Annotated in this window: 15 protein-coding genes; 9 read left to right on the top strand and 6 right to left on the bottom strand. The window is 54.3% G+C overall.

All coding sequences use genetic code 11. The features are described from left to right. Positions 1-9 precede the first annotated feature (9 nt). Complete coding sequence (locus tag AC3ITF_RS19850; RefSeq protein WP_096758543.1) at positions 10-1,170, bottom strand: Gfo/Idh/MocA family protein; 1,161 nt, start codon at positions 1,168-1,170, stop codon at positions 10-12. A 189-nt stretch (positions 1,171-1,359) separates the two neighbouring features. Here AC3ITF_RS19850 and AC3ITF_RS19845 point away from each other — a divergent pair, with 189 nt between their 5' ends. Then, a complete protein-coding gene (locus tag AC3ITF_RS19845; RefSeq protein ID WP_117342413.1) occupies positions 1,360-2,412 on the top strand; it encodes a LacI family DNA-binding transcriptional regulator in 1,053 nt (350 codons plus the stop codon). 47 nt (positions 2,413-2,459) lie between these two features. Here the strand turns inward: AC3ITF_RS19845 and msrA are convergent, their stop codons facing one another. After that, entirely contained in the window at positions 2,460-3,098 is a 639-nt protein-coding gene (gene msrA, locus AC3ITF_RS19840) for a peptide-methionine (S)-S-oxide reductase MsrA (protein WP_115259592.1), read from the bottom strand. A 212-nt stretch (positions 3,099-3,310) separates the two neighbouring features. On the opposite strand from msrA, the gene tamA reads away from it, so the two are divergent. Genes tamA through AC3ITF_RS19825 form a run of 3 tightly spaced genes read left to right on the top strand, consistent with a single transcriptional unit; the run spans position 3,311 to position 9,164 of the window. Further along, positions 3,311-5,044, top strand: a complete 1,734-nt coding sequence (gene tamA, locus AC3ITF_RS19835; RefSeq protein WP_115259591.1) for an autotransporter assembly complex protein TamA — start codon at positions 3,311-3,313, stop codon at positions 5,042-5,044. Then, positions 5,041-8,817, top strand: a complete 3,777-nt coding sequence (gene tamB / locus AC3ITF_RS19830) for an autotransporter assembly complex protein TamB (RefSeq protein WP_489175963.1) — start codon at positions 5,041-5,043, stop codon at positions 8,815-8,817. The genes tamA and tamB overlap by 4 nt, the downstream gene beginning before the upstream one ends. Positions 8,818-8,819: 2 nt before the next feature. Next, positions 8,820-9,164, top strand: a complete 345-nt coding sequence (locus AC3ITF_RS19825) for a gamma-glutamylcyclotransferase family protein (protein ID WP_096758538.1) — start codon at positions 8,820-8,822, stop codon at positions 9,162-9,164. Positions 9,165-9,327: 163 nt separating this feature from the next. Here the strand turns inward: AC3ITF_RS19825 and AC3ITF_RS19820 are convergent, their stop codons facing one another. From AC3ITF_RS19820 to ppa, 3 genes are all read right to left on the bottom strand, one after another. Next, on the bottom strand, positions 9,328-11,337 hold the full coding sequence (locus AC3ITF_RS19820) for a TonB-dependent receptor domain-containing protein (protein ID WP_135912674.1): 2,010 nt from the start codon (positions 11,335-11,337) through the stop codon (positions 9,328-9,330). A gap of 84 nt (positions 11,338-11,421) precedes the next feature. Next, positions 11,422-12,492, bottom strand: coding sequence for a 7-bladed beta-propeller protein YncE (gene yncE / locus AC3ITF_RS19815; protein WP_489175962.1), 1,071 nt, complete (start codon positions 12,490-12,492; stop codon positions 11,422-11,424). 206 nt (positions 12,493-12,698) lie between these two features. Beyond that, positions 12,699-13,226, bottom strand: a complete 528-nt coding sequence (gene ppa / locus AC3ITF_RS19810; protein WP_489175961.1) for an inorganic diphosphatase — start codon at positions 13,224-13,226, stop codon at positions 12,699-12,701. A 309-nt stretch (positions 13,227-13,535) separates the two neighbouring features. Between ppa and ytfQ the strand changes: the two genes are divergently transcribed. The 5 genes from ytfQ to AC3ITF_RS19785 all read left to right on the top strand — a co-directional run bounded on the left by ytfQ (position 13,536) and on the right by AC3ITF_RS19785 (position 18,715). Beyond that, a complete protein-coding gene (ytfQ, locus tag AC3ITF_RS19805; RefSeq protein ID WP_096758535.1) occupies positions 13,536-14,492 on the top strand; it encodes a galactofuranose ABC transporter substrate-binding protein YtfQ in 957 nt (318 codons plus the stop codon). Between the two features lie 105 nt (positions 14,493-14,597). After that, a complete protein-coding gene (ytfR, locus tag AC3ITF_RS19800; protein WP_117342409.1) occupies positions 14,598-16,100 on the top strand; it encodes a galactofuranose ABC transporter, ATP-binding protein YtfR in 1,503 nt (500 codons plus the stop codon). A 13-nt stretch (positions 16,101-16,113) separates the two neighbouring features. Continuing rightward, a complete protein-coding gene (ytfT, locus tag AC3ITF_RS19795) occupies positions 16,114-17,136 on the top strand; it encodes a galactofuranose ABC transporter, ATP-binding protein YtfT (RefSeq protein ID WP_146717642.1) in 1,023 nt (340 codons plus the stop codon). Then, positions 17,123-18,124, top strand: coding sequence for a galactofuranose ABC transporter, permease protein YjfF (gene yjfF / locus AC3ITF_RS19790; protein WP_096758532.1), 1,002 nt, complete (start codon positions 17,123-17,125; stop codon positions 18,122-18,124). The genes ytfT and yjfF overlap by 14 nt, the downstream gene beginning before the upstream one ends. A gap of 78 nt (positions 18,125-18,202) precedes the next feature. Beyond that, complete coding sequence (locus tag AC3ITF_RS19785; RefSeq protein ID WP_115259584.1) at positions 18,203-18,715, top strand: DUF2569 domain-containing protein; 513 nt, start codon at positions 18,203-18,205, stop codon at positions 18,713-18,715. Between the two features lie 38 nt (positions 18,716-18,753). On the opposite strand, the gene fbp is transcribed toward AC3ITF_RS19785, so the two are convergent. Further along, entirely contained in the window at positions 18,754-19,752 is a 999-nt protein-coding gene (gene fbp, locus AC3ITF_RS19780) for a class 1 fructose-bisphosphatase (protein WP_096758530.1), read from the bottom strand. Positions 19,753-19,878 lie beyond the last annotated feature (126 nt).

Raw genomic sequence — 19,878 nt, 5'->3', positions numbered from 1 at the left:
GTCATCCCCTTAACGCTGCCAGCTTGCGGAGGCGTCCAGCGTGCGGCTGGCGGTGGTTTTCTCGACCGATGAGTCGATACGCGCCTGCAACAACCGGGCATAGCGCTGCTCGTCAATTGGCAGCTCAACCCAGTCATCGGTCCAGGTGGAGAGGTGCATGGCGTTGGACAGCGTCAGGCCGCGAATGCCTTCCAGACCAGGGGCGATGAGCGGTTCGCCGTGCAGGACCGCGGCGGTGAAATTGGCGGTGATGACATGATGCTCACTGCATTCTGGTGCGGTAGGGATAGTCACTTCCCAGCACTCCGGCTCGCCAAAGCCGTTTTGCCAGCGGGCGTTGAAGTCGGTTTCGGATTCACGCAGTCGCCAGAAGCGCAGGCGGCCTTCTTCCACCACCACTTTTCCGCGATCGCCGACGATCTCGAGGCGGTTGGTGCCGGGGGTTTCGGCGACGGTGGTGATGAACACGCCGGTTGCACCGTTGGCGTATTCCGCGTAGGCGGTGACCTCATCTTCTACTTCAATCTGGCGGTGTTTGCCAAACTGGCAAAACGCGCGCAAGCGTATGGGCATACCGACCAGCCATTGCCACAAATCAAGCTGGTGCGGGTCTTGATTGAGCAGCACGCCGCCGCCTTCGCCTTTCCATGTCGCGCGCCAGCCGCCGGAGTTGTAGTAACTCTGTGAGCGATACCAGTTGGTGATTATCCAGTTGGAGCGGCGCAATTCGCCCAGCTCGCCGCTGTCGATCAGATCTTTTACTTTCTGATACAGCGGGTTCGGGCGCTGGTTGTACATCATGCCGAACACCACATCGCATTCACGGGCGCAGGTGTTCATCTCGTGGACCTGCGCGGTACAGACCCCGGCCGGTTTTTCGCACAACGTATGAATGCCAAGACGCATCGCCATCATCGATAAACCCGGATGCGCATAGTGCGGCGTAGCGACGATAACCGCGTCGACAAGCCCACTGTTCAGCATCTCCTCAGCGCTGATAAACAGTGCAACCGCATCGCCTACTAACTGGCGAATAGCGGCATGCTTGTCGGCGTTATTATCACAGACCGCCGTCAGGCAGGCGTCCTTTACGGTCCCAGCCAGCAGATAGCGGGCGTGGACGGTGCCAATATTTCCCACGCCAATAATGCCAAAGCGTAATTTTTTCATGTCAGGCCTTTTCATCAGAAATAAGGGATAAGCGGACCATAAGAAACGCCTGGAATATCGACAATGTGATTTTGTGAGAGCGGTTGCAGGATGAGGAAGAAGTTCGCACAGATATTAAAAAAGTGTTTTAGAGTCAATGAACTAGGTTTGCAAAAACTTGCAAAAATAGATTGCGAGCGAGGTCACAGAATGTCAGGCAAGCTAAAAATGGATGAAATCGCTGCCTTAACCGGGTTCTCCGTGAGTACCGTGTCGAGGGTACTGAGCGGGAAGTCCTGTACCAGCGATAAAGCTCGGGAAGCCATCGTGAAATGCGCGCGCCAGCTAGGGGTGCTTGATACGCTGGCCTGCGGGCGGCTGCTGATCAACGGGATTGCGGTCTTCGCTCCACAGCGCACATTCATTGCGCAGGGCGATGTGTTTTACCTCGAAGTGACGCGCGGTATTGCTGAAGCTATTGCGCCGCATGATGTCTATCTGAGCTACTGCGGGTTAGATGAGCAGCGAGCCGACATCAAGCTCTTTCTGCAAAAGGCCAACAGTAAGAATATCAACGCTATTATTCTCATCGGCATTGATGACCCCACCGTGCATAAGCTGGCGCAGTCGCTGGGAAAACCCTGCGTGCTGATCAACTCACAGGATAAAGAAGGGGTATTGGACGCGGTCTCGCCCGATCACCGATCGATTGGCAACCAGGCGGTGCAGTATCTTTTTGAGCAGGGGCATCGGCGCATTCTCCACGTCACCAGCCTACGACGTGAAACCCTGTACTGGCGTCTGGAAGGCATAAAGGAGATCTATCGGCAGTATCAGGTGCCGTTTGATGCCCGGCGCGATCTGTTGGTGACGGAAGGATTTTCTGAACCAGAGGCGATACAGGCGATTAGCGACCGGCTACGTGAACTGCCGCAGAGCGAATGGCCGGAAGTGATTTTCTGTGCCGGGGCGTCAATGTCCAGCGGCGTTCGTCGCGTGCTGGAAGCGTTGGGGGTACGCATTCCCGATGATATCTCGCTGATGACCACGGACGTCAAAGAACTGGATGGCCATGTGGTTTCTGCGGTCACCAGCATTACCATTCCCTGTCGGGCATTAGGCGTAGAAGCGGTGCATTTGCTGCAAAACCGCCTCAATCGCCCGGCTGCGCCGGTGTTTAATCTGCTGCTCAAGGGCAAAGTGACGGAAAGGGGAACCGTCGCCAATGCCACGCGCCATGCCGCGCTGGCGCGGGAGCAATAGTTGACCCGACAGGCCCGATAAACGTAGCGCCATCGGGCAGCAGCAGATTAGTTCTGCGGCGGCAGGCACACGCCAATGCCGCCAATACCACAATATCCATAAGGGTTTTTATGCAGATATTGTTGGTGATCGTCCTCGGCATAATAGAACGGCGTGGCGGTATTAATCTCTGTCGTGATGTGGCGGTCATCGCCCGCAGCGGTCATCGCCGCCTGAAAACGCGCGAGGCTGGCATCTGCGGCACTCTTTTGCTCCGGCGTGAGCGGATAAATGGCCGAACGATACTGCGTGCCCTGGTCATTGCCCTGACGCATGCCCTGCGCCGGGTCGTGATTCTCCCAGAACACCTGCAGCAGTTGCTCGTAGCTGATAACATGCGGGTCATAAACGATACGCACCGCTTCGGCATGGCCCGTTTCGCCAGAACAGACTTCCCGATAGGTTGGGTTAGGCGTGTAGCCGCCGGTATACCCGGCAGCCGTGCTGTAAACGCCGGGTAAAGACCAGAACAAACGCTCCACGCCCCAGAAACAGCCCATCGCGAACAGGGCGATTTCCATCCCTTCGGGTACGTGGGTCATCGAATGTTGGTTCACCGCATGCAGCGTTGCCACGGGCATCGGGGTGTTGCGTCCAGGTAGAGCATCTGCTTGAGAAACAAGATGCTTTTTATCAAATAAACTCATGGCCGTTCTCCCGAAATCAGTCATTTGGGTTAAGGTTGTAACAAGACGCGTCTTTGCCCACAATAACTGGCGTGAATACGTCTAGAGTTAAACATAAGAAATATTTGGGTTGCCGTCTGTTTTTCAACTCTTATTGTTGATTTTTTGTTAAGCCGAGGAACGGCAGAGTATTTTTTTCCAGGGGTGGGAAAAAAGGATATTCAGGAGAAAATGTGCCACATATCCGTCAGTTGTGTTGGGTGGGGTTGCTGTGCTTAAGCGGCCCGGCCGTCGCCGCAAATGTTCGCTTACAGGTCGAAGGATTATCGGGACCGCTGGAGAAAAACGTCCGTGCGCAGTTGTCCACGATTCAAAGTGATGAAGTCACACCGGACCGACGTTTTCGTGCGCGCGTTGATGACGCTATTCGCGAAGGGTTAAAAGCGCTGGGCTATTTTGAGCCGACCATTGATTTTGAACTGCGTCCGCCGCCGGCGAAGGGACGTCAGGTATTAATCGCTAAAGTGACGCCCGGAGAGCCGGTACTTATTGGTGGCACCGACGTTGTTTTACGCGGCGGGGCGCGCACCGATAGCGATTACCTGGATCTGCTGAAAACGCGTCCGGCAATCGGCACGGTGCTCAATCAAGGAGACTATGACAGCTTCAAAAAGTCATTAACCAGCGTGGCGCTGCGCAAAGGCTACTTTGACAGTGAATTTAATAAAAGCCAGCTGGGGATTGCGCTCGATCGTCGCCAGGCGTTCTGGGATATCGATTACAACAGCGGTGAGCGCTATCGCTTTGGTCATGTCACCTTTGAAGGTTCGCAAATTCGCGATGAGTACCTGCAAAACCTGGTGCCGTTCAAAGAGGGCAAAGAGTACGAATCCAAGGACCTGGCGGAGCTGAACCGCCGTCTCTCAGCAACCGGCTGGTTTAATTCTGTCGTTGTGGCACCAGAGTTCGACAAAGCCCGCGAAACCAAAGTGTTACCGCTGAAAGGCGTGGTCTCACCACGCACGGAAAACACCATTGAAACCGGGGTGGGCTATTCAACCGACGTCGGGCCACGGTTAAAAACCACGTGGAAAAAGCCGTGGATGAACTCCTACGGCCATAGCCTGACCACCAGTGCCAGTATCTCTGCGCCGGAGCAGGTCCTGGATTTCAGCTATAAAATGCCGCTGTTAAAGAACCCGCTGGAGCAGTATTACCTGGTGCAGGGGGGCTTTAAACGTACCGATTTAAACGACACCGAGCAGGACTCAACAACGCTTGCCGTCTCCCGCTACTGGGACCTCTCCAGCGGCTGGCAGCGTGCGATCAACCTGCGCTGGAGTCTTGACCACTTTACTCAGGGTAACGTCACCAACACCACGATGCTGCTGTATCCGGGCGTGATGATCAGCCGGACGCGCTCGCGCGGCGGCCTGATGCCCGTCTGGGGCGATTCCCAGCGCTATTCCATTGATTACTCCAATACTGCCTGGGGCTCTGACGTCGACTTCTCCGTCTTTCAGGCGCAAAACGTCTGGATCCGTACGCTGTACGACAGCCATCGCTTTGTGATGCGTGGCAACCTCGGCTGGATTGAAACCGGCGATTTCGACAAAGTCCCGCCGGACCTGCGTTTCTTCGCCGGGGGCGATCGCAGTATTCGCGGCTATAAATACAAATCTATTTCGCCTGAAGGGAGTGACGGCAAGCTGAAAGGGGCCTCCAAGCTGGCGACAGGATCGCTGGAATACCAGTACAACGTAACCGGTAAATGGTGGGGGGCGATGTTTGTGGATAGCGGTGAAGCGGTGAGCGATATCCGCCGAAGCGATTTCAAAACCGGTGCTGGGGTTGGCGTTCGTTGGCAGTCACCGGTCGGGCCGATCAAGCTCGATTTAGCTGCGCCGATCGGCGACAAAGATGAACATGGTTTACAGTTTTACATCGGTCTGGGGCCTGAATTATGAGTTTATGGAAGAAGATAAGCCTCGGCGTATTGATTGTTATCCTGCTGTTGTTGGGCTCCGTGGCGTTCCTCGTCGGCACGACCTCGGGCCTGCATTTGGTCTTCAAGGCCGCTAATCGTTGGGTTCCAGGGCTGGAGATTGGCCAGGTCACCGGCGGCTGGCGGGATCTGTCGCTTAAAAATATTCGCTACGACCAACCTGGTGTGGCGGTGAATGCCGGTGAAGTGCATCTGGCCGTTGGTCTTAACTGCCTGTGGGACAGCAGCCTGTGCGTCAACGATCTGTCGCTGAAAGACATCAACGTGGCGATCGACAGCAAAAAGATGCCGCCTTCTGCGCCGGTTGAGGAAGAAGACAGCGGCCCGCTAAACCTCTCCACGCCTTACCCGATCACGCTTTCCCGCGTGGCGCTTAACAACATCAATATCAAAATCGATGACACCACGGTGTCGGTGCTGGATTTTACCTCCGGACTGAACTGGCAGGAAAAAACGCTGACCCTGAAACCTACGTCATTGCAGGGGCTGTTAATCGCCCTGCCAAAAGTGGCGGACGTGGCGCAGGAAGAGGTGGTGGAACCGAAGATCCAAAACCCGCAGCCGGATGAAAAACCGCTGGGCGAAACGCTGAAAGATCTGTTCTCAAAACCTGTTTTGCCGGAAATGACCGACGTTCATCTGCCGCTGAATCTTAATATCGAAGAATTTCGCGGTGAGCAGTTGCGCGTCACTGGTGATACGGATTTAACGGTGCACAGCATGCTGCTGAAGGTGAGCAGCATTGACGGCAACATGAAGCTCGACGCGCTGGATATCGACTCCAGCCAGGGGGCAGTGAAGGCCAGCGGTACGGCGCAACTGACCGACAAATGGCCGGTTGATATTACCCTCAACAGCACGCTGAACATCGAACCGTTAAAAGGCGAGAAGGTGAAGCTGAAGGTTGGCGGCGCGCTGCGTGACCAGCTGGAAGTGGGTGTCAATCTGTCTGGTCCGGTGGACATGGATCTGCGTGCACAGACACGTCTGGCGGAAGCGGGATTACCGCTCAATCTGGAGGTGGTGAGTAAGCAGGTTTACTGGCCATTTACCGGCGATAAGCAGTTCCAGGCCGATGACATCAAGCTCAAGCTGACTGGTAAGATGACCGACTATACGCTCTCGATGCACGCCGCCGTGAAAGGCCAGGATATTCCTCCGGCGATCATCACGCTGGATGCCAAAGGCAATGAGCAGCAGATCAATCTCGACAAACTTAGCGTTGCCGCGCTGGAAGGTAAAACCGAGCTGAAAGCGCTGGTGGACTGGCAGCAAGCCATTAGCTGGCGCGGGGAGCTGACGCTGGACGGCATCAATACGGCGAAAGAGGTGCCGGACTGGCCCTCGAAACTGAATGGTGTGATCAAAACCCGCGGTAGCCTGTACGGCGGAAGCTGGCAGATGGAGGTGCCAGAGCTGAAGCTGAGCGGTAACGTGAAGCAGAACAAGGTCAATGTGAACGGCTCGCTGAAGGGTAACAGCTACCTGCAGTGGACCATCCCCGGCCTGCATCTGGAACTGGGGCGCAACAGCGCTGAGGTGAAAGGTGAGCTGGGCGTCAAAGATCTCAATCTCGACGCGACGATTGATGCCCCAAGTCTGGATAACGCGCTGCCGGGGCTGGGCGGCACGGCGAAGGGGCAGGTCAAGGTGCGTGGTACGGTAGAGGCGCCGGAACTGCTGGCGGATATCACCGCCCGTGGCCTGCGCTGGCAGGAACTGTCCGTGGCTCAGGTGCGTGTTGAAGGCGATGTGAAATCAGCGGAGCAGATTGCCGGTAACCTCAACGTGCGCGTTGAGCGGATTGTGCAACCTGATGTGAACATCAATCTGGTTACGCTGAACGCCAAAGGAAGCGAAAAGCAGCATGAGCTGCAGCTACGTATTCAGGGCGAGCCGGTTTCGGGACAGCTTGATCTGGCCGGGAGTTTTGATCGCAAAGAGCAGCGCTGGAAAGGGGAATTAAGCAATACCCGCTTCCAGACCCCGGTTGGTCCGTGGTCGCTGAACCGCGCCATTGCGCTGGATTACCGCAATCAGGAACAGAAAATCAGCATCGGGCCGCACTGCTGGAACAACCCAAATGCGGAACTGTGCGTACCGCAGACGATAGATGCCGGAGCGGAAGGTCGCGCAGTGGTGAGCCTTAACCGTTTCGATCTGGCGATGCTGAAACCGTTTATGCCGGATGCCACCCAGGCCAGCGGCGTGTTTACAGGCAAGGCCGATGTGAGCTGGGACACCACCAAAGAAGGACTGCCGCAGGGGCAGGTGACGCTGAATGGACGTAATGTGAAGGTGACACAAAGCGTCAACGATGCCCCGCTGCCGGTGGCGTTTGACACGCTGAATCTCACCGCCGACCTGCACAACAACCGTGCCGAACTGGGCTGGCTGATCCGCCTGACCAATAACGGCCAGTTTGACGGTCAGGTGCAGATAAGTGACCCGCAAGGACGACGCAATCTGGGCGGGAACGTCAATATCCGCAATTTCAATTTAGCGATGGTGAATCCTATCTTCTCGCGCGGCGAAAAAGCCGCCGGAATGCTAAACGCCAACCTGCGCCTCGGAGGTGACCTGCAAAGTCCACAATTGCTCGGCCAGTTGCAGCTGAGCGGCCTGGACGTTGACGGCAACTTTATGCCGTTCGACATGCAACCCAGCCAGTTGGCCGTTAACTTCACCGGGACCCGTTCGACAATTGCGGGCGTGGTGCGCACGCAGCAGGGAGAGATAAACCTGAGCGGTGACGCCGACTGGAGTCAACTAGACAACTGGCGAGCGCGCATTGCGGCCAAAGGCAGCCGGGTGCGTATCACCGTGCCGCCAATGGTGCGCCTGGATGTCTCGCCGGATGTGGAATTTGAAGCCACGCCGAACCTGTTTACTCTGAACGGCAATGTTGATGTGCCGTGGGCGCGTATTGTGGTGCACGACCTGCCGGAAAGCGCAGTCGGTGTTTCCAGTGATATGGTGATGCTCAATGACAATCTACAGCCGGAGAAACCGCAGAGCGCCGGGATCCCGATCAACAGCAACCTGAACATCCACGTCGGCAACAACGTGCGTATCGATGCCTTTGGTCTGAAAGCACGTTTGACGGGCGATCTCAAAGTGGCACAGGATAAGCAGGGGCTGGGCCTCAACGGGCAGATTAATATCCCAAGCGGCCGCTTCCATGCGTATGGTCAGGATTTGATTGTACGTAAAGGTGAGCTGTTGTTCTCCGGTCCACCGGATCAGCCGTTGCTCAATATCGAGGCTATTCGTAACCCGGATGCCACCGAAGACGACGTGATCGCCGGTGTTCGCGTAACGGGTACGGCAGATGAACCGAAAGCGGAAATCTTCTCCGACCCGGCGATGTCGCAGCAAATGGCACTCTCTTACCTGCTGCGCGGGCAAGGATTGGACAGCGAACAGAGCGATAGTGCGGCAATGACGTCTATGCTTATTGGCTTAGGGGTTGCACAAAGTGGTCAGATTGTGGGTAAAATCGGGGAGACGTTTGGCGTAAGCAATCTGGCGCTGGACACGCAAGGGGTGGGCGATTCATCTCAGGTGGTTGTCAGCGGATATGTACTGCCAGGTCTGCAGGTGAAATATGGTGTGGGTATATTTGACTCTTTAGCGACACTCACGCTACGTTATCGTCTGATGCCTAAGCTATATCTGGAAGCTGTGTCTGGCGTTGATCAGGCACTTGATTTGCTCTATCAGTTCGAGTTTTAGCAATGCGAATATTTGTTTATGGTAGTTTACGTACCAAGCAAGGTAACAGCCACTGGATGACCAACGCCCAGTTGCTGGGTAATTTCAGCATCGATAACTACCAGTTGTACAGTCTGGGCCACTATCCAGGCGCGGTTCCGGGAAACGGAACGGTACACGGGGAAGTTTATCGTATTGATAACGCCACGCTGGCAGAGCTTGATGCGCTGCGCTCGCGCGGCGGAGAGTACGCACGCCAGTTAATTCAGACGCCTTACGGAAGTGCATGGATGTATGTATATCAACGTCCGGTAGATGGGTTAACGCTGATAGAAAGCGGTAACTGGTTAGACCGCGACAAGTACTAACATATACCTGATGGATTTCGAGTTGCATCAAGGCGGCGACGCAGGAATCCCCAGTCACGTACATCAGTACGTGACTGGGGTAAGCGAGGAAAGCCAACGCAGAGGCAGTTTGAAAGACGACAGGTATAACACGCCACCCTCGGGTGGCGTTGTTTTTTAGGATTTAGAACTCCACGCGCGCGCCAAGGTTATAGCGGCGTCCTTCCACCTGAGCGGACTCACTCCATGCGGTCGTGAGTTTCGGATCCTCATCCAGCACGTTGTAGACCCCCGCCATCAGCTGTGTGTGCTTATTCAACTGGTAGCGTACGCCCACATCCACCATCGTGTAATCATCGTACTTGTTGTTATTACCGCTGTTGCGGTTGCTGCTGCGGTAGTTCACCGTACTCCACACGTCGAGGCTTTGCGTCGCCGTCCAGTTCAGTGAAAGGTTCGCCATATGGCGTGGGTAATCGTTCAGCGCGTAGCCTTTGTTGACGCCGCTTTTCTGCTCGCTGTGGTTGTAGGTGTAGTTGGCATTGGCTTTGACGTCGGTGCTAATTTGCCAGTCGGCGTTGAGCTCGACGCCGTACACATCGGCTTCGCTGACGTTAAAGTATTTACTCACCGAGTCGGCGTTGTAGCCATTGACTGAGCACTGGTTGGTCGCCGTGGTTTCACAAATGGTTTGTTCCGCAATCTTGTCTTTGAATTGCGTATAGAACACGGTGCCATCGAGCGACAACACATCGCCCGTCCAGTACAGACCCAGCTCAGAGTTAACGCTTTTCTCCGGTTTTAAGTCGTCATTGCCGACCGTCAGGAAGGGATAGGGCACGGTTGAACCGTAAGGGGTGACGAAGTTACTGGAGGTGGCTCGCAGTTCCGGCTTTTTATACCCGGCGGAGACGCCGCCTTTCAGCGCCCAGGCATCGTTGAATGCCCAGTTGCCGTACATTTTCGGCGTAATGTGCGTACCAAAGTTATCGTCCTGATCCATACGCGCGGAGGTCGTCAGGATGAAATCGTTGATGCTCCAGCCGTCTTCCACGAACAACGCCCAACCGTTGCGGCTGATTTTGGTAACAGGCTCCGAGCCTGGCAGCGTTTTGTTGGCGACATCAAACCGGTCGTTTAACTCTTCGCGGGTGAAGTTCGCCCCGACGGTCAGCTTATGGGTGTCGAGCGTGAAGGTGGTTTGTGAATTGGCGACGTAGTTTTCCATCTGCACATACTGCGGTGACTGCCCGTCATAAACGTATTTTGAGCGGCCTTTTTCGTAGTTAATGTAGTTAGTTGTCGCGATAGTATCATCGGCATACCAGCCGGTATGGGTCAGGGTGGCGGCGTTACGATCATATAACCATGACCACGGCGCACCGCGTTTCTGGGTGCGGTTTTTTTCCTGCTCGCCGGTGACAACGTTGAGATCGAAGAGGTTATTTTCGCTGGCGGCCAGACCCAGCGTCATATCCACGGATTTGCGGTTATGTTTGCCGAAGTAATTATTCCGATCGTCGTCGCGACGGTCGAGCCAGTCGGCAGCCACGCTTAAGCCGAGAACATCGGGAATAATTGGCCCCATGGTGAACAGATTCATCTGACTGGTATTGCCGAGATACTGGTGTTCCTGAAGCCAGGTATTCGCGGCAATTGCCGTCGTCCAGTCTTTCGCCCCATACGGCTTTTTGGTGATGACGTTAACCACGCCGCCGATGGCATCGGAACCGTACAATGATGACATCGGCCCACGAATAACCTCGATGCGCTCAATGGCTTCCATTGGCGGTAAGAAGTTGGCTTCGGTGCCGATGTCGTGCCCATAGGGGCGTGACTGGCCGGTATTTTGTTTGACGCTGTTCACCATGAAGGCGGTATAGGACGGGTCCATGCCGCGGATCATAATGCTGCCAGCATTCATGCCGCTGCTGTTCGACACCGAGACGCCGGGAATATTTTTAATGGCTTCCCCCACGTTGCGGTCCGGCTGAATATCCAGCGTTTTACGGTCGATAACTGAAATAGTCGCCGGGGCTTCACGCTTTTGCTGCGAGAAACCGGACGCCGTAATCACCATTTCATCTTCGCTATTGCGTGAGGTTTCCGTTAATTCTTCGGCCTGCGCGGGAAAAATAACCCCGCCTGAGAATGCAACGATCCCTGTCAGCGTAATAAGTTGACGCGTTTTCATAATATAAGACACCTGAAAAGTAAAAAATAAAAGCGCCACCTTGCCGCGCAACATGGCGACAAGGTGCAAAATAGTTTTTGATTATTAGTATTGAGATAAATCGATTTTCAGCACGTAGTCGGGCTTGACGCCAATCATTTTTTCCGGCTGTTTTACGCTGACATACAAGGTGTTAGCGTCCGGTGAAAGCGCCAGACTGTTAGGTAAAGCATTGGTTTCAATGCTGTGTTTTACCTGATAGGTGTTGCTATCGACAATGCTGACCTGCTTGGCATTGCGGTGTGTAATATAAACTTCCTGACGCGTCTCGTTATAGAGAACGGCCAGTGAATTAATGACTTTGATTGGGGCAATGACTTTTCCGGTATGAATATCGACAACCAGAACATCGGCTAAATCAGGATCGGTCAGGAACGCGCGATTATTTTTGCTATCAAGGGCGATATTCAGGAAGAAATGCTTTTTAGCGGGTTCAACGGAAAAACGGTTAATTATTTTGTGGCGGGTGGTATCCAGCGTAATCAGCTCGTTTCTGCCGTTCACCACGTACAGACGATCGTTTGTAGCATCAATCGCCATGCCGGTCGGGTATTCGCCCATATTTTCAAGGGTGGCTATTTTTTCACGCTTTTGCGTATCCACCACCCAGATAACGCCTTTTTCAGCCACGCCGGAAACGTACAGGCGGTGATGTTGCTTATCCAGCACCATTTCACGCGTATGGATGATTTCCTTCGGGTTGCTGGTATCGCTCAGTTGCAGTATCGCCCGTTCTTTACCGCTGCGGGTATCGATAATCGTCACCGAACCTTCCAGCGTATTACCGACATACAGCACCTGATTTTCTTCATCCAGCGCGGTAGCAAACGCCCGGCGGCTGGTTTCGATGACTTCGGTGGTGGTGAGTTTCTCCAGATCGAGTTTGTAGATAACCCCGCGGGTTTTGTCTTTATCAAACGACGGTGAAGAGGCGGCAAAAAGCGCCTTCTGCTGGCCATCAACCGCCAACTCATACACCCCGTTACCGACGTCGCGGGTCAGGAAATCTTTCTCAGACAGCATCTCTGCCACGCTGGGCAGGCTGGTAAATAACAATGTTGTGGCGAGGGCCACGGCGGAATAGTGTTTCAGGGACTTCACAGTGTGGAGGTTCATTGACGTTTATTCACATTTATTTACGTGTTGCGAATGATAATGAGATCTAGTCTCATTCGCAAATAAGATGAGCAAAATGTGACTACCCAATCTGGTAGGTCAAAAAGAAAACAGCGGAGAAAGGAAAAACGAAGAGAGGGAAAATGAGAAGTAAAAAACCCTTACTAACCAGACGCTGGCGTTCAGGGTTTTGAGCTCAGGCGAACTTATTTCTTCGCACGCTCGAAGGATGCAACGATTTCAGCTTTAGCGGCTTCAGCGTTGTCCCAACCGTCAACTTTCACCCATTTGCCTGCTTCGAGATCTTTGTAATGCTCGAAGAAGTGAGTGATCTGCGCTTTCAGCAGGTCCGGCAGGTCGTTCACATCTTTGATGTGAGCGTATTCTTTGCTCAGCTTGGTGTGCGGTACCGCAACCAGTTTCGCATCTTCACCGGATTCGTCGGTCATTTTCAGTACGCCAACCGGACGGCAGCGGATCACTGAACCTGGCTCCAGCGGGTACGGTGTCGGGACCAGAACGTCGACCGGGTCGCCATCCAGAGACAGGGTGTGGTTGATGTAACCGTAGTTGCACGGATAGAACATCGCAGTGGACATGAAGCGGTCAACGAACAGGGCGCCGCTCTCTTTGTCAACTTCGTATTTGATCGGATCTGCGTTCGCAGGGATCTCGATAACAACGTAGATATCTTCCGGCAGATCTTTACCGGCAGGGACGTTGAGTAAGCTCATGTCTGTTTCCTTTAAATATGCTATGGCAAACAAGTGGCGGGTATTATAGCCAACTCGCGCTGAATGTCTCCGCTTGTTTTCGATTTGCCACCTCGGATTTTCGCTTTTTCTCCCTGTCTTGATGACAGAAAAATCCATAACTTCAGCTGCATTTTTCATAGGGTAATGAAAGCGATTACAAACTTGTGATTAACGTTTTATTTACTTTTTTGAAGTGTGATGTAACGCAATCCGTTACATGCTCGATTGTCTATAGTTTTTTCGCGACGGTTTATTAATCAACAATAATCACCCTACGAGGACGCACTTATGTGGAAGCGCTTACTTTTAGTCACAGCAGTTTCGGCAGCCATGTCATCTATGGCGATGGCCGCCCCTTTAACCGTAGGATTTTCGCAAGTCGGGTCTGAATCCGGCTGGCGTGCAGCAGAAACCAACGTAGCGAAAAGCGAGGCCGAGAAGCGCGGCATTACGCTGAAAATTGCCGACGGCCAGCAAAAACAGGAAAACCAGATTAAAGCGGTACGTTCATTCGTGGCGCAGGGCGTGGATGCTATTTTCATTGCGCCAGTGGTAGCAACTGGTTGGGAGCCGGTATTAAAAGAAGCGAAAGATGCCGAGATCCCGGTCTTTTTGCTCGATCGTTCCATCGATGTTAAAGACAAATCTCTCTATATGACCACCGTGACGGCCGACAACGTGCTGGAAGGCAAATTGATTGGCGACTGGCTGATTAAAGAAGTGAACGGCAAGCCGTGTAACGTTGTGGAGCTACAAGGAACCGTCGGTGCCAGCGTGGCGATTGACCGTAAAAAAGGCTTTGCTGAAGCCATTGCCAAGGCACCAAACATCAAAATTATCCGCTCTCAGTCCGGCGACTTTACCCGCAGTAAAGGCAAAGAAGTCATGGAGAGCTTTATCAAAGCGGAAAACAACGGCAAGAACATCTGTATGGTTTACGCCCACAACGATGACATGGTGATCGGGGCGATTCAGGCAATCAAAGAAGCGGGTCTGAAACCGGGCAAAGACATTCTGACTGGCTCTATCGACGGCGTGCCGGATATCTATAAAGCGATGATTGACGGGGAAGCCAACGCCAGCGTCGAGTTGACGCCAAACATGGCCGGTCCAGCCTTTGACGCGCTGGAGAAATTCAAAAAAGACGGCACCATGCCTGAGAAGCTGACCATTACCAAATCTATCCTCTATCTGCCGGATACCGCGAAAGAAGAGCTAGAGAAGAAGAAAAACATGGGCTACTAAGCCTTCATGAAAATGCCGGGGGCGCTGCGCTTGCCCGGCCTACATTAAGCGCTTTTGTAGGCCGGATAAGCGTAGCGCCATCCGGCGTAATGCCGGAGGAATACCATGACCACCGACCAACATCAGGAAATCCTTCGCACCGAAGGGTTAAGTAAATTTTTTCCTGGCGTCAAAGCGCTGGATAACGTGGATTTCAGCCTGCGGCGTGGCGAGATTATGGCGTTGCTCGGTGAAAACGGAGCCGGTAAATCGACGCTGATCAAAGCGCTGACCGGCGTTTACCACGCCGATCGCGGCACCATCTGGCTTGAAGGCCAGGCTATCTCACCCAAGAATACCGCCCATGCCCAGCAACTGGGGATTGGCACCGTGTATCAGGAAGTGAACCTGCTGCCCAATATGTCGGTGGCAGATAACCTGTTTATTGGCCGCGAGCCGCGACGCTTTGGCCTGCTGCAGCGCAAGCAAATGGAAAAGCGTGCTACGGAGCTGATGGCCTCCTACGGTTTTTCCCTTGATGTGCGCGAGCCGTTAAACCGTTTTTCGGTGGCGATGCAGCAGATTGTCGCCATTTGCCGGGCTATCGATCTGTCGGCGAAAGTATTGATCCTCGACGAACCCACCGCCAGCCTGGATACCCAGGAAGTCGAGATGCTATTCGGTCTGATGCGGCATCTGCGCGATCGCGGCGTCAGCCTGATCTTCGTTACCCATTTTCTCGATCAGGTCTATCAAGTCAGCGATCGGATCACCGTTCTGCGTAACGGCGGCTTTGTCGGCTGTCGCGAAACCCGCGAACTGCCGCAGATCGAACTGGTGAAGATGATGCTCGGTCGGGAACTAGATACCCACGCGTTGCAGCGTGCGGGCCGCACGTTGCTGAGTGACAAACCGGTGGCTGCCTTCAGTGGTTTTGGCAAAAAAGGCACGATCGCACCGTTCGATCTGCAGGTCCGTCCCGGCGAGATCGTCGGCCTGGCGGGGTTGCTGGGATCGGGACGTACAGAAACCGCAGAAGTGATCTTTGGCATTAAACCTGCCGACAGCGGCAGTGCGCTGATCAAAGGCAAACCGCAGACCCTGCGATCGCCGCATCAGGCCTCGTGTCTGGGGATCGGCTTCTGCCCGGAAGACAGGAAAACGGACGGCATTATTGCTGCCGCCTCGGTGCGGGAAAATATCATCCTGGCCCTGCAGGCACAGCGCGGCTGGCTGCGGCCGATTCCGCGCAAAGAGCAAAATGACATTGCCGAGCGTTTTATCCGCCAGTTGGGTATCCGCACCCCCAACGCCGAACAGCCGATCGAGTTTCTCTCCGGCGGTAATCAGCAAAAAGTTCTGCTGTCGCGCTGGCTGCTGACTAAACCGCAGTTTTTGATCCTCGATGAACCCACGCGTGGGATCGACGTTGGGGCGCACGCCGAGATTATTCGCCTGATCGAGACACTGTGCGCCGACGGTCTGGCGCTGCTGGTGATCTCTTCTGAACTGGAAGAACTGGTGGGTTACGCCGATCGGGTCATTATCATGCGCGATCGCAAACAGGTGGCCGAGATCCCGCTGGCTGAACTGTCCGTACCGGCAATCATGAACGCCATTGCGGCCTAAGGAGACTGTTGTGATGCCTCAATCTCTCCCTCAATCCAACACCACGAAACGACGATTTCGCTGGCCGAAGGGCATGCCGCAACTGGTGGCGCTGCTGCTGGTGCTGCTGGTTGACAGCCTGGTCGCCCCGCACTTTTATCAGGTGATTTTGCAGGATGGCCGTCTGTTCGGCAGCCCGATTGATATTCTCAACCGCGCCGCGCCCGTGGCGCTGCTGGCGATTGGCATGACGCTGGTGATTGCCACCGGCGGTATCGATCTTTCCGTTGGCGCGGTGATGGCCATTGCGGGGGCAACCACCGCCGCGATGACGGTTGCCGGGCACAGCCTCCCGGTGGTCCTGCTTGCGGCGTTAGGCTCCGGTATCCTGGCGGGATTGTGGAATGGGATTCTGGTGGCCATCCTCAAGATCCAACCGTTTGTTGCCACGTTGATCCTGATGGTGGCCGGGCGTGGGGTAGCGCAGTTGATCACCTCCGGGCAGATCGTCACGTTTAACTCGCCCGATCTGTCATGGTTCGGTAGCGGATCGCTGTTGCTGTTCCCGACGCCGGTGATCATCGCGCTGCTAACGCTGGTCGCTTTTTGGCTGCTGACGCGTAAAACGGCGCTGGGTATGTTTATTGAGGCGGTCGGCATCAACATTCGGGCGGCGAAAAATGCCGGTGTGAATACCCGCGTTATCGTGATGCTCACCTATGTGCTGAGCGGTCTGTGCGCGGCCATTGCCGGGATTATCGTCACGGCGGATATTCGCGGAGCCGATGCCAACAACGCCGGGTTATGGCTGGAATTGGATGCCATTCTGGCGGTAGTGATCGGCGGCGGTTCGCTGATGGGCGGGCGATTTAACCTGCTGCTGTCGGTGGTAGGGGCGTTGATTATTCAGGGCATGAACACCGGGATTTTACTGTCCGGCTTCCAGCCGGAGCTCAACCAGGTGGTTAAAGCCATCGTGGTGCTGTGCGTGCTGGTCGTCCAGTCGCAACGCTTTATCAGCCTGATAAAAGGAGTGCGTGGTCATGATAAAACGTAACTTACCGCTGATGATCACCCTTGGCGTCTTTGTGCTGGGCTACCTCTACTGCCTGACGCAGTTCCCGGCCTTTGCCTCGACGCGCGTGATCTGCAATATCCTGACCGACAACGCCTTTTTAGGCATTATCGCTGTGGGTATGACCTTCGTGATCCTCTCCGGCGGCATCGATCTTTCCGTCGGTTCGGTGATTGCCTTTACCGGCGTATTTCTGGCAAAAGCCATTGGTTACTGGGGGATTTCCCCGCTGCTGGCGTTCCCGTTGGTTCTGGCGATGGGCTGCGCGTTTGGCGCCTTTATGGGGTTACTGATTGATGCCCTGAAGATACCGGCGTTTATTATTACGCTGGCGGGAATGTTCTTTCTGCGTGGCGTCAGCTATCTGGTCTCCGAAGAGTCTATCCCCATTAACCACCCGATTTATGACACGCTCTCCAGCCTTGCCTGGAAGATCCCCGGCGGTGGTCGTCTGAGCGCTATGGGACTGTTGATGCTGGGCGTAGTGGTGATCGGTATCTTCCTTGCGCACCGTACACGCTTTGGCAATCAGGTGTACGCCATTGGCGGTAGCGCGACGTCAGCTAACCTGATGGGGATCTCGACCCGCAGCACGACAATCCGCATCTATATGCTTTCTACTGGGCTGGCGACGCTGGCCGGGATTGTCTTCTCCATTTATACCCAGGCCGGTTATGCGCTGGCAGGCGTCGGCGTTGAACTGGATGCCATTGCCTCGGTGGTGATCGGCGGTACGTTGCTGAGCGGTGGCGTGGGCACGGTGCTGGGCACCCTGTTTGGCGTGGCAATCCAGGGATTGATTCAGACCTACATTAACTTTGACGGCACATTAAGCTCATGGTGGACGAAGATCGCCATCGGTATTCTGCTGTTTGTTTTTATCGCCTTACAGCGCGGTCTGACGGTGCTATGGGAAAACCGCCAAAGTTCACCGGTCACACGGGTGAATACCACGAGCGCGTCAAAATGATGTCGTGGGCTGTTTTTCGCGTATAGCGGGTAATGCGTATACACTAGGAGGCTACACTTACTTAATGGAATCAAAAGCATGAAAGGAATCGAAGGCGAAGGGCTACCGACAGCATGCGCCAGCTGTGGGGAGAACGTACTGCCTCCGGATACCCACTGCACGCGTTGTGAGAATAAAAAATATACGGGAATTGGCGGCTGGCTTTATTTACCGGCGGTGACGCTGGTGATGTCCGTCATTTCTGGGGTCATTGGCTTTTTCGGTGTGGCGATGTTTGTTTTGCACACTGAAACGGACGTGAGTGCGCTGGTTATTTTTGAACTCGTCTGTATGGCTGTTCTCTTAATGCTGCTGGTTTACACGACGTTTTTGTTTTTCAAAAAGAAACGTCAGCTACCCAAGTTTTATACTGCCTTCATTTTAGGCACCACGCTTTACTACGCGATGGACAGCTGGTTGGGTGCCATGTTCTATGGCGTGGGGTTGAGCACTGACGATATAAAAGCGTTTGTCTCCTGCGCGGCCCAGATCCTTATCTGGATACCGTATTTCCGCGTATCAAAACGGGTCAAACTGACCTTCGTCAACTAAGCACGTAAAGGACGCCGGATTGCTCCGGCGTCTGAGTCTTACGCGTCCGGGAACTCACGGATTAAACGTTCAACGTCTTCAACCATATGGTCGTTACCGACGAAGAATGAACGACGCTGGTGCAGGCTCTCCGGGATGATATCCAGAATACGGTTTTTACCGTCACTTGCTTTGCCGCCCGCTTGCTCGGCCAGCAGGGCCATTGGGTTGCATTCGTACAGCAGGCGCAGTTTTCCATCCGGATGGCTGGCCGTGCTCGGGTACAGATAGATCCCGCCTTTCAGCAGATTGCGGTGGAAATCCGCCACCAAAGAGCCAATGTAGCGCGAGGTATACGGGCGCTGGGTGGCTTTATCCTCTTCCTGGCAGAACTTAATGTACTTCTTCACGCCATTCGGGAATTTGATGTAGTTGCCTTCGTTAATGGAGTAGGTGCTGCCTTTTGCCGGGAAACGCATGCGCTCCTGGCTGAGGCAAAATACGCCCAGAGAAGGATCGTAGGTGAACGCATGTACGCCACAACCGGTGGTATACACCAGCATGGTGGATGAACCGTAAACGACGTAGCCCGCCGCCACCTGCTTGTTGCCCGGTTGCAGGAAATCCTCTTCCGTTACCGGCGTACCGACAGGGGTGACACGACGATAAATCGAGAAGATCGTGCCGACAGAGACGTTAACATCGATGTTCGATGAACCATCCAGTGGATCCATGAGTACAACGTATTTTGCGTGTTCACAGCCTTCGAAGACGACGATTTCATCTTCTTCTTCAGAGGCAATGCCCGCCACAATATCGCGTGCCTTCAGTGCAGCTTTCAGTTTTTCGTTCGCGAACAGATCGAGCTTCTGCTGAACCTCTCCCTGCACGTTCTCAGCACCGCTGGCACCCAGGATATCGACCAGGCCGGCCTTGTTGATATCGCGGTGGATGATCTTGGCGCCCAGCTTTATTGCCGATAACAAAGCAGTCAGCTCACCGGTAGCATGAGAGAACTCGTGCTGCTTTTCGACAATAAATTCACCTAACGTTTTCATAACACTTTCCCTGCAAATTGTATGGAGTAAAGCGACCGCCATAATCTTAACAAATATTTCAGCCCTCGCGCTTAGGTGAATCGCGCCAGCAAACTGCGGATTATCCTGAAATGCGTTTCTCAGTTG

This window comes from Citrobacter sp. KH_055_1, from assembly GCF_057838705.1.
The sequence above is the reverse complement of the archived record's forward strand: the minus strand, read 5'-3'. Positions and strand labels throughout refer to the sequence as shown.

Excerpts from the sequence above, each read along its gene's own strand:
- AC3ITF_RS19850 (WP_096758543.1), bottom strand. The coding sequence starts at position 1,170 with ATGAAAAAATTACGCTTTGGCATTATTGGCGTGGGAAATATTGGCACC.
- AC3ITF_RS19845 (WP_117342413.1), top strand. The coding sequence starts at position 1,360 with ATGTCAGGCAAGCTAAAAATGGATGAAATCGCTGCCTTAACCGGGTTC.
- msrA (WP_115259592.1), bottom strand. The coding sequence starts at position 3,098 with ATGAGTTTATTTGATAAAAAGCATCTTGTTTCTCAAGCAGATGCTCTA.
- tamB (WP_489175963.1), top strand. The coding sequence starts at position 5,041 with ATGAGTTTATGGAAGAAGATAAGCCTCGGCGTATTGATTGTTATCCTG.
- AC3ITF_RS19825 (WP_096758538.1), top strand. The coding sequence starts at position 8,820 with ATGCGAATATTTGTTTATGGTAGTTTACGTACCAAGCAAGGTAACAGC.
- AC3ITF_RS19820 (WP_135912674.1), bottom strand. The coding sequence starts at position 11,337 with ATGAAAACGCGTCAACTTATTACGCTGACAGGGATCGTTGCATTCTCA.
- yncE (WP_489175962.1), bottom strand. The coding sequence starts at position 12,492 with ATGAACCTCCACACTGTGAAGTCCCTGAAACACTATTCCGCCGTGGCC.
- ppa (WP_489175961.1), bottom strand. The coding sequence starts at position 13,226 with ATGAGCTTACTCAACGTCCCTGCCGGTAAAGATCTGCCGGAAGATATC.
- ytfQ (WP_096758535.1), top strand. The coding sequence starts at position 13,536 with ATGTGGAAGCGCTTACTTTTAGTCACAGCAGTTTCGGCAGCCATGTCA.
- ytfR (WP_117342409.1), top strand. The coding sequence starts at position 14,598 with ATGACCACCGACCAACATCAGGAAATCCTTCGCACCGAAGGGTTAAGT.
- ytfT (WP_146717642.1), top strand. The coding sequence starts at position 16,114 with ATGCCTCAATCTCTCCCTCAATCCAACACCACGAAACGACGATTTCGC.
- yjfF (WP_096758532.1), top strand. The coding sequence starts at position 17,123 with ATGATAAAACGTAACTTACCGCTGATGATCACCCTTGGCGTCTTTGTG.
- AC3ITF_RS19785 (WP_115259584.1), top strand. The coding sequence starts at position 18,203 with ATGAAAGGAATCGAAGGCGAAGGGCTACCGACAGCATGCGCCAGCTGT.
- fbp (WP_096758530.1), bottom strand. The coding sequence starts at position 19,752 with ATGAAAACGTTAGGTGAATTTATTGTCGAAAAGCAGCACGAGTTCTCT.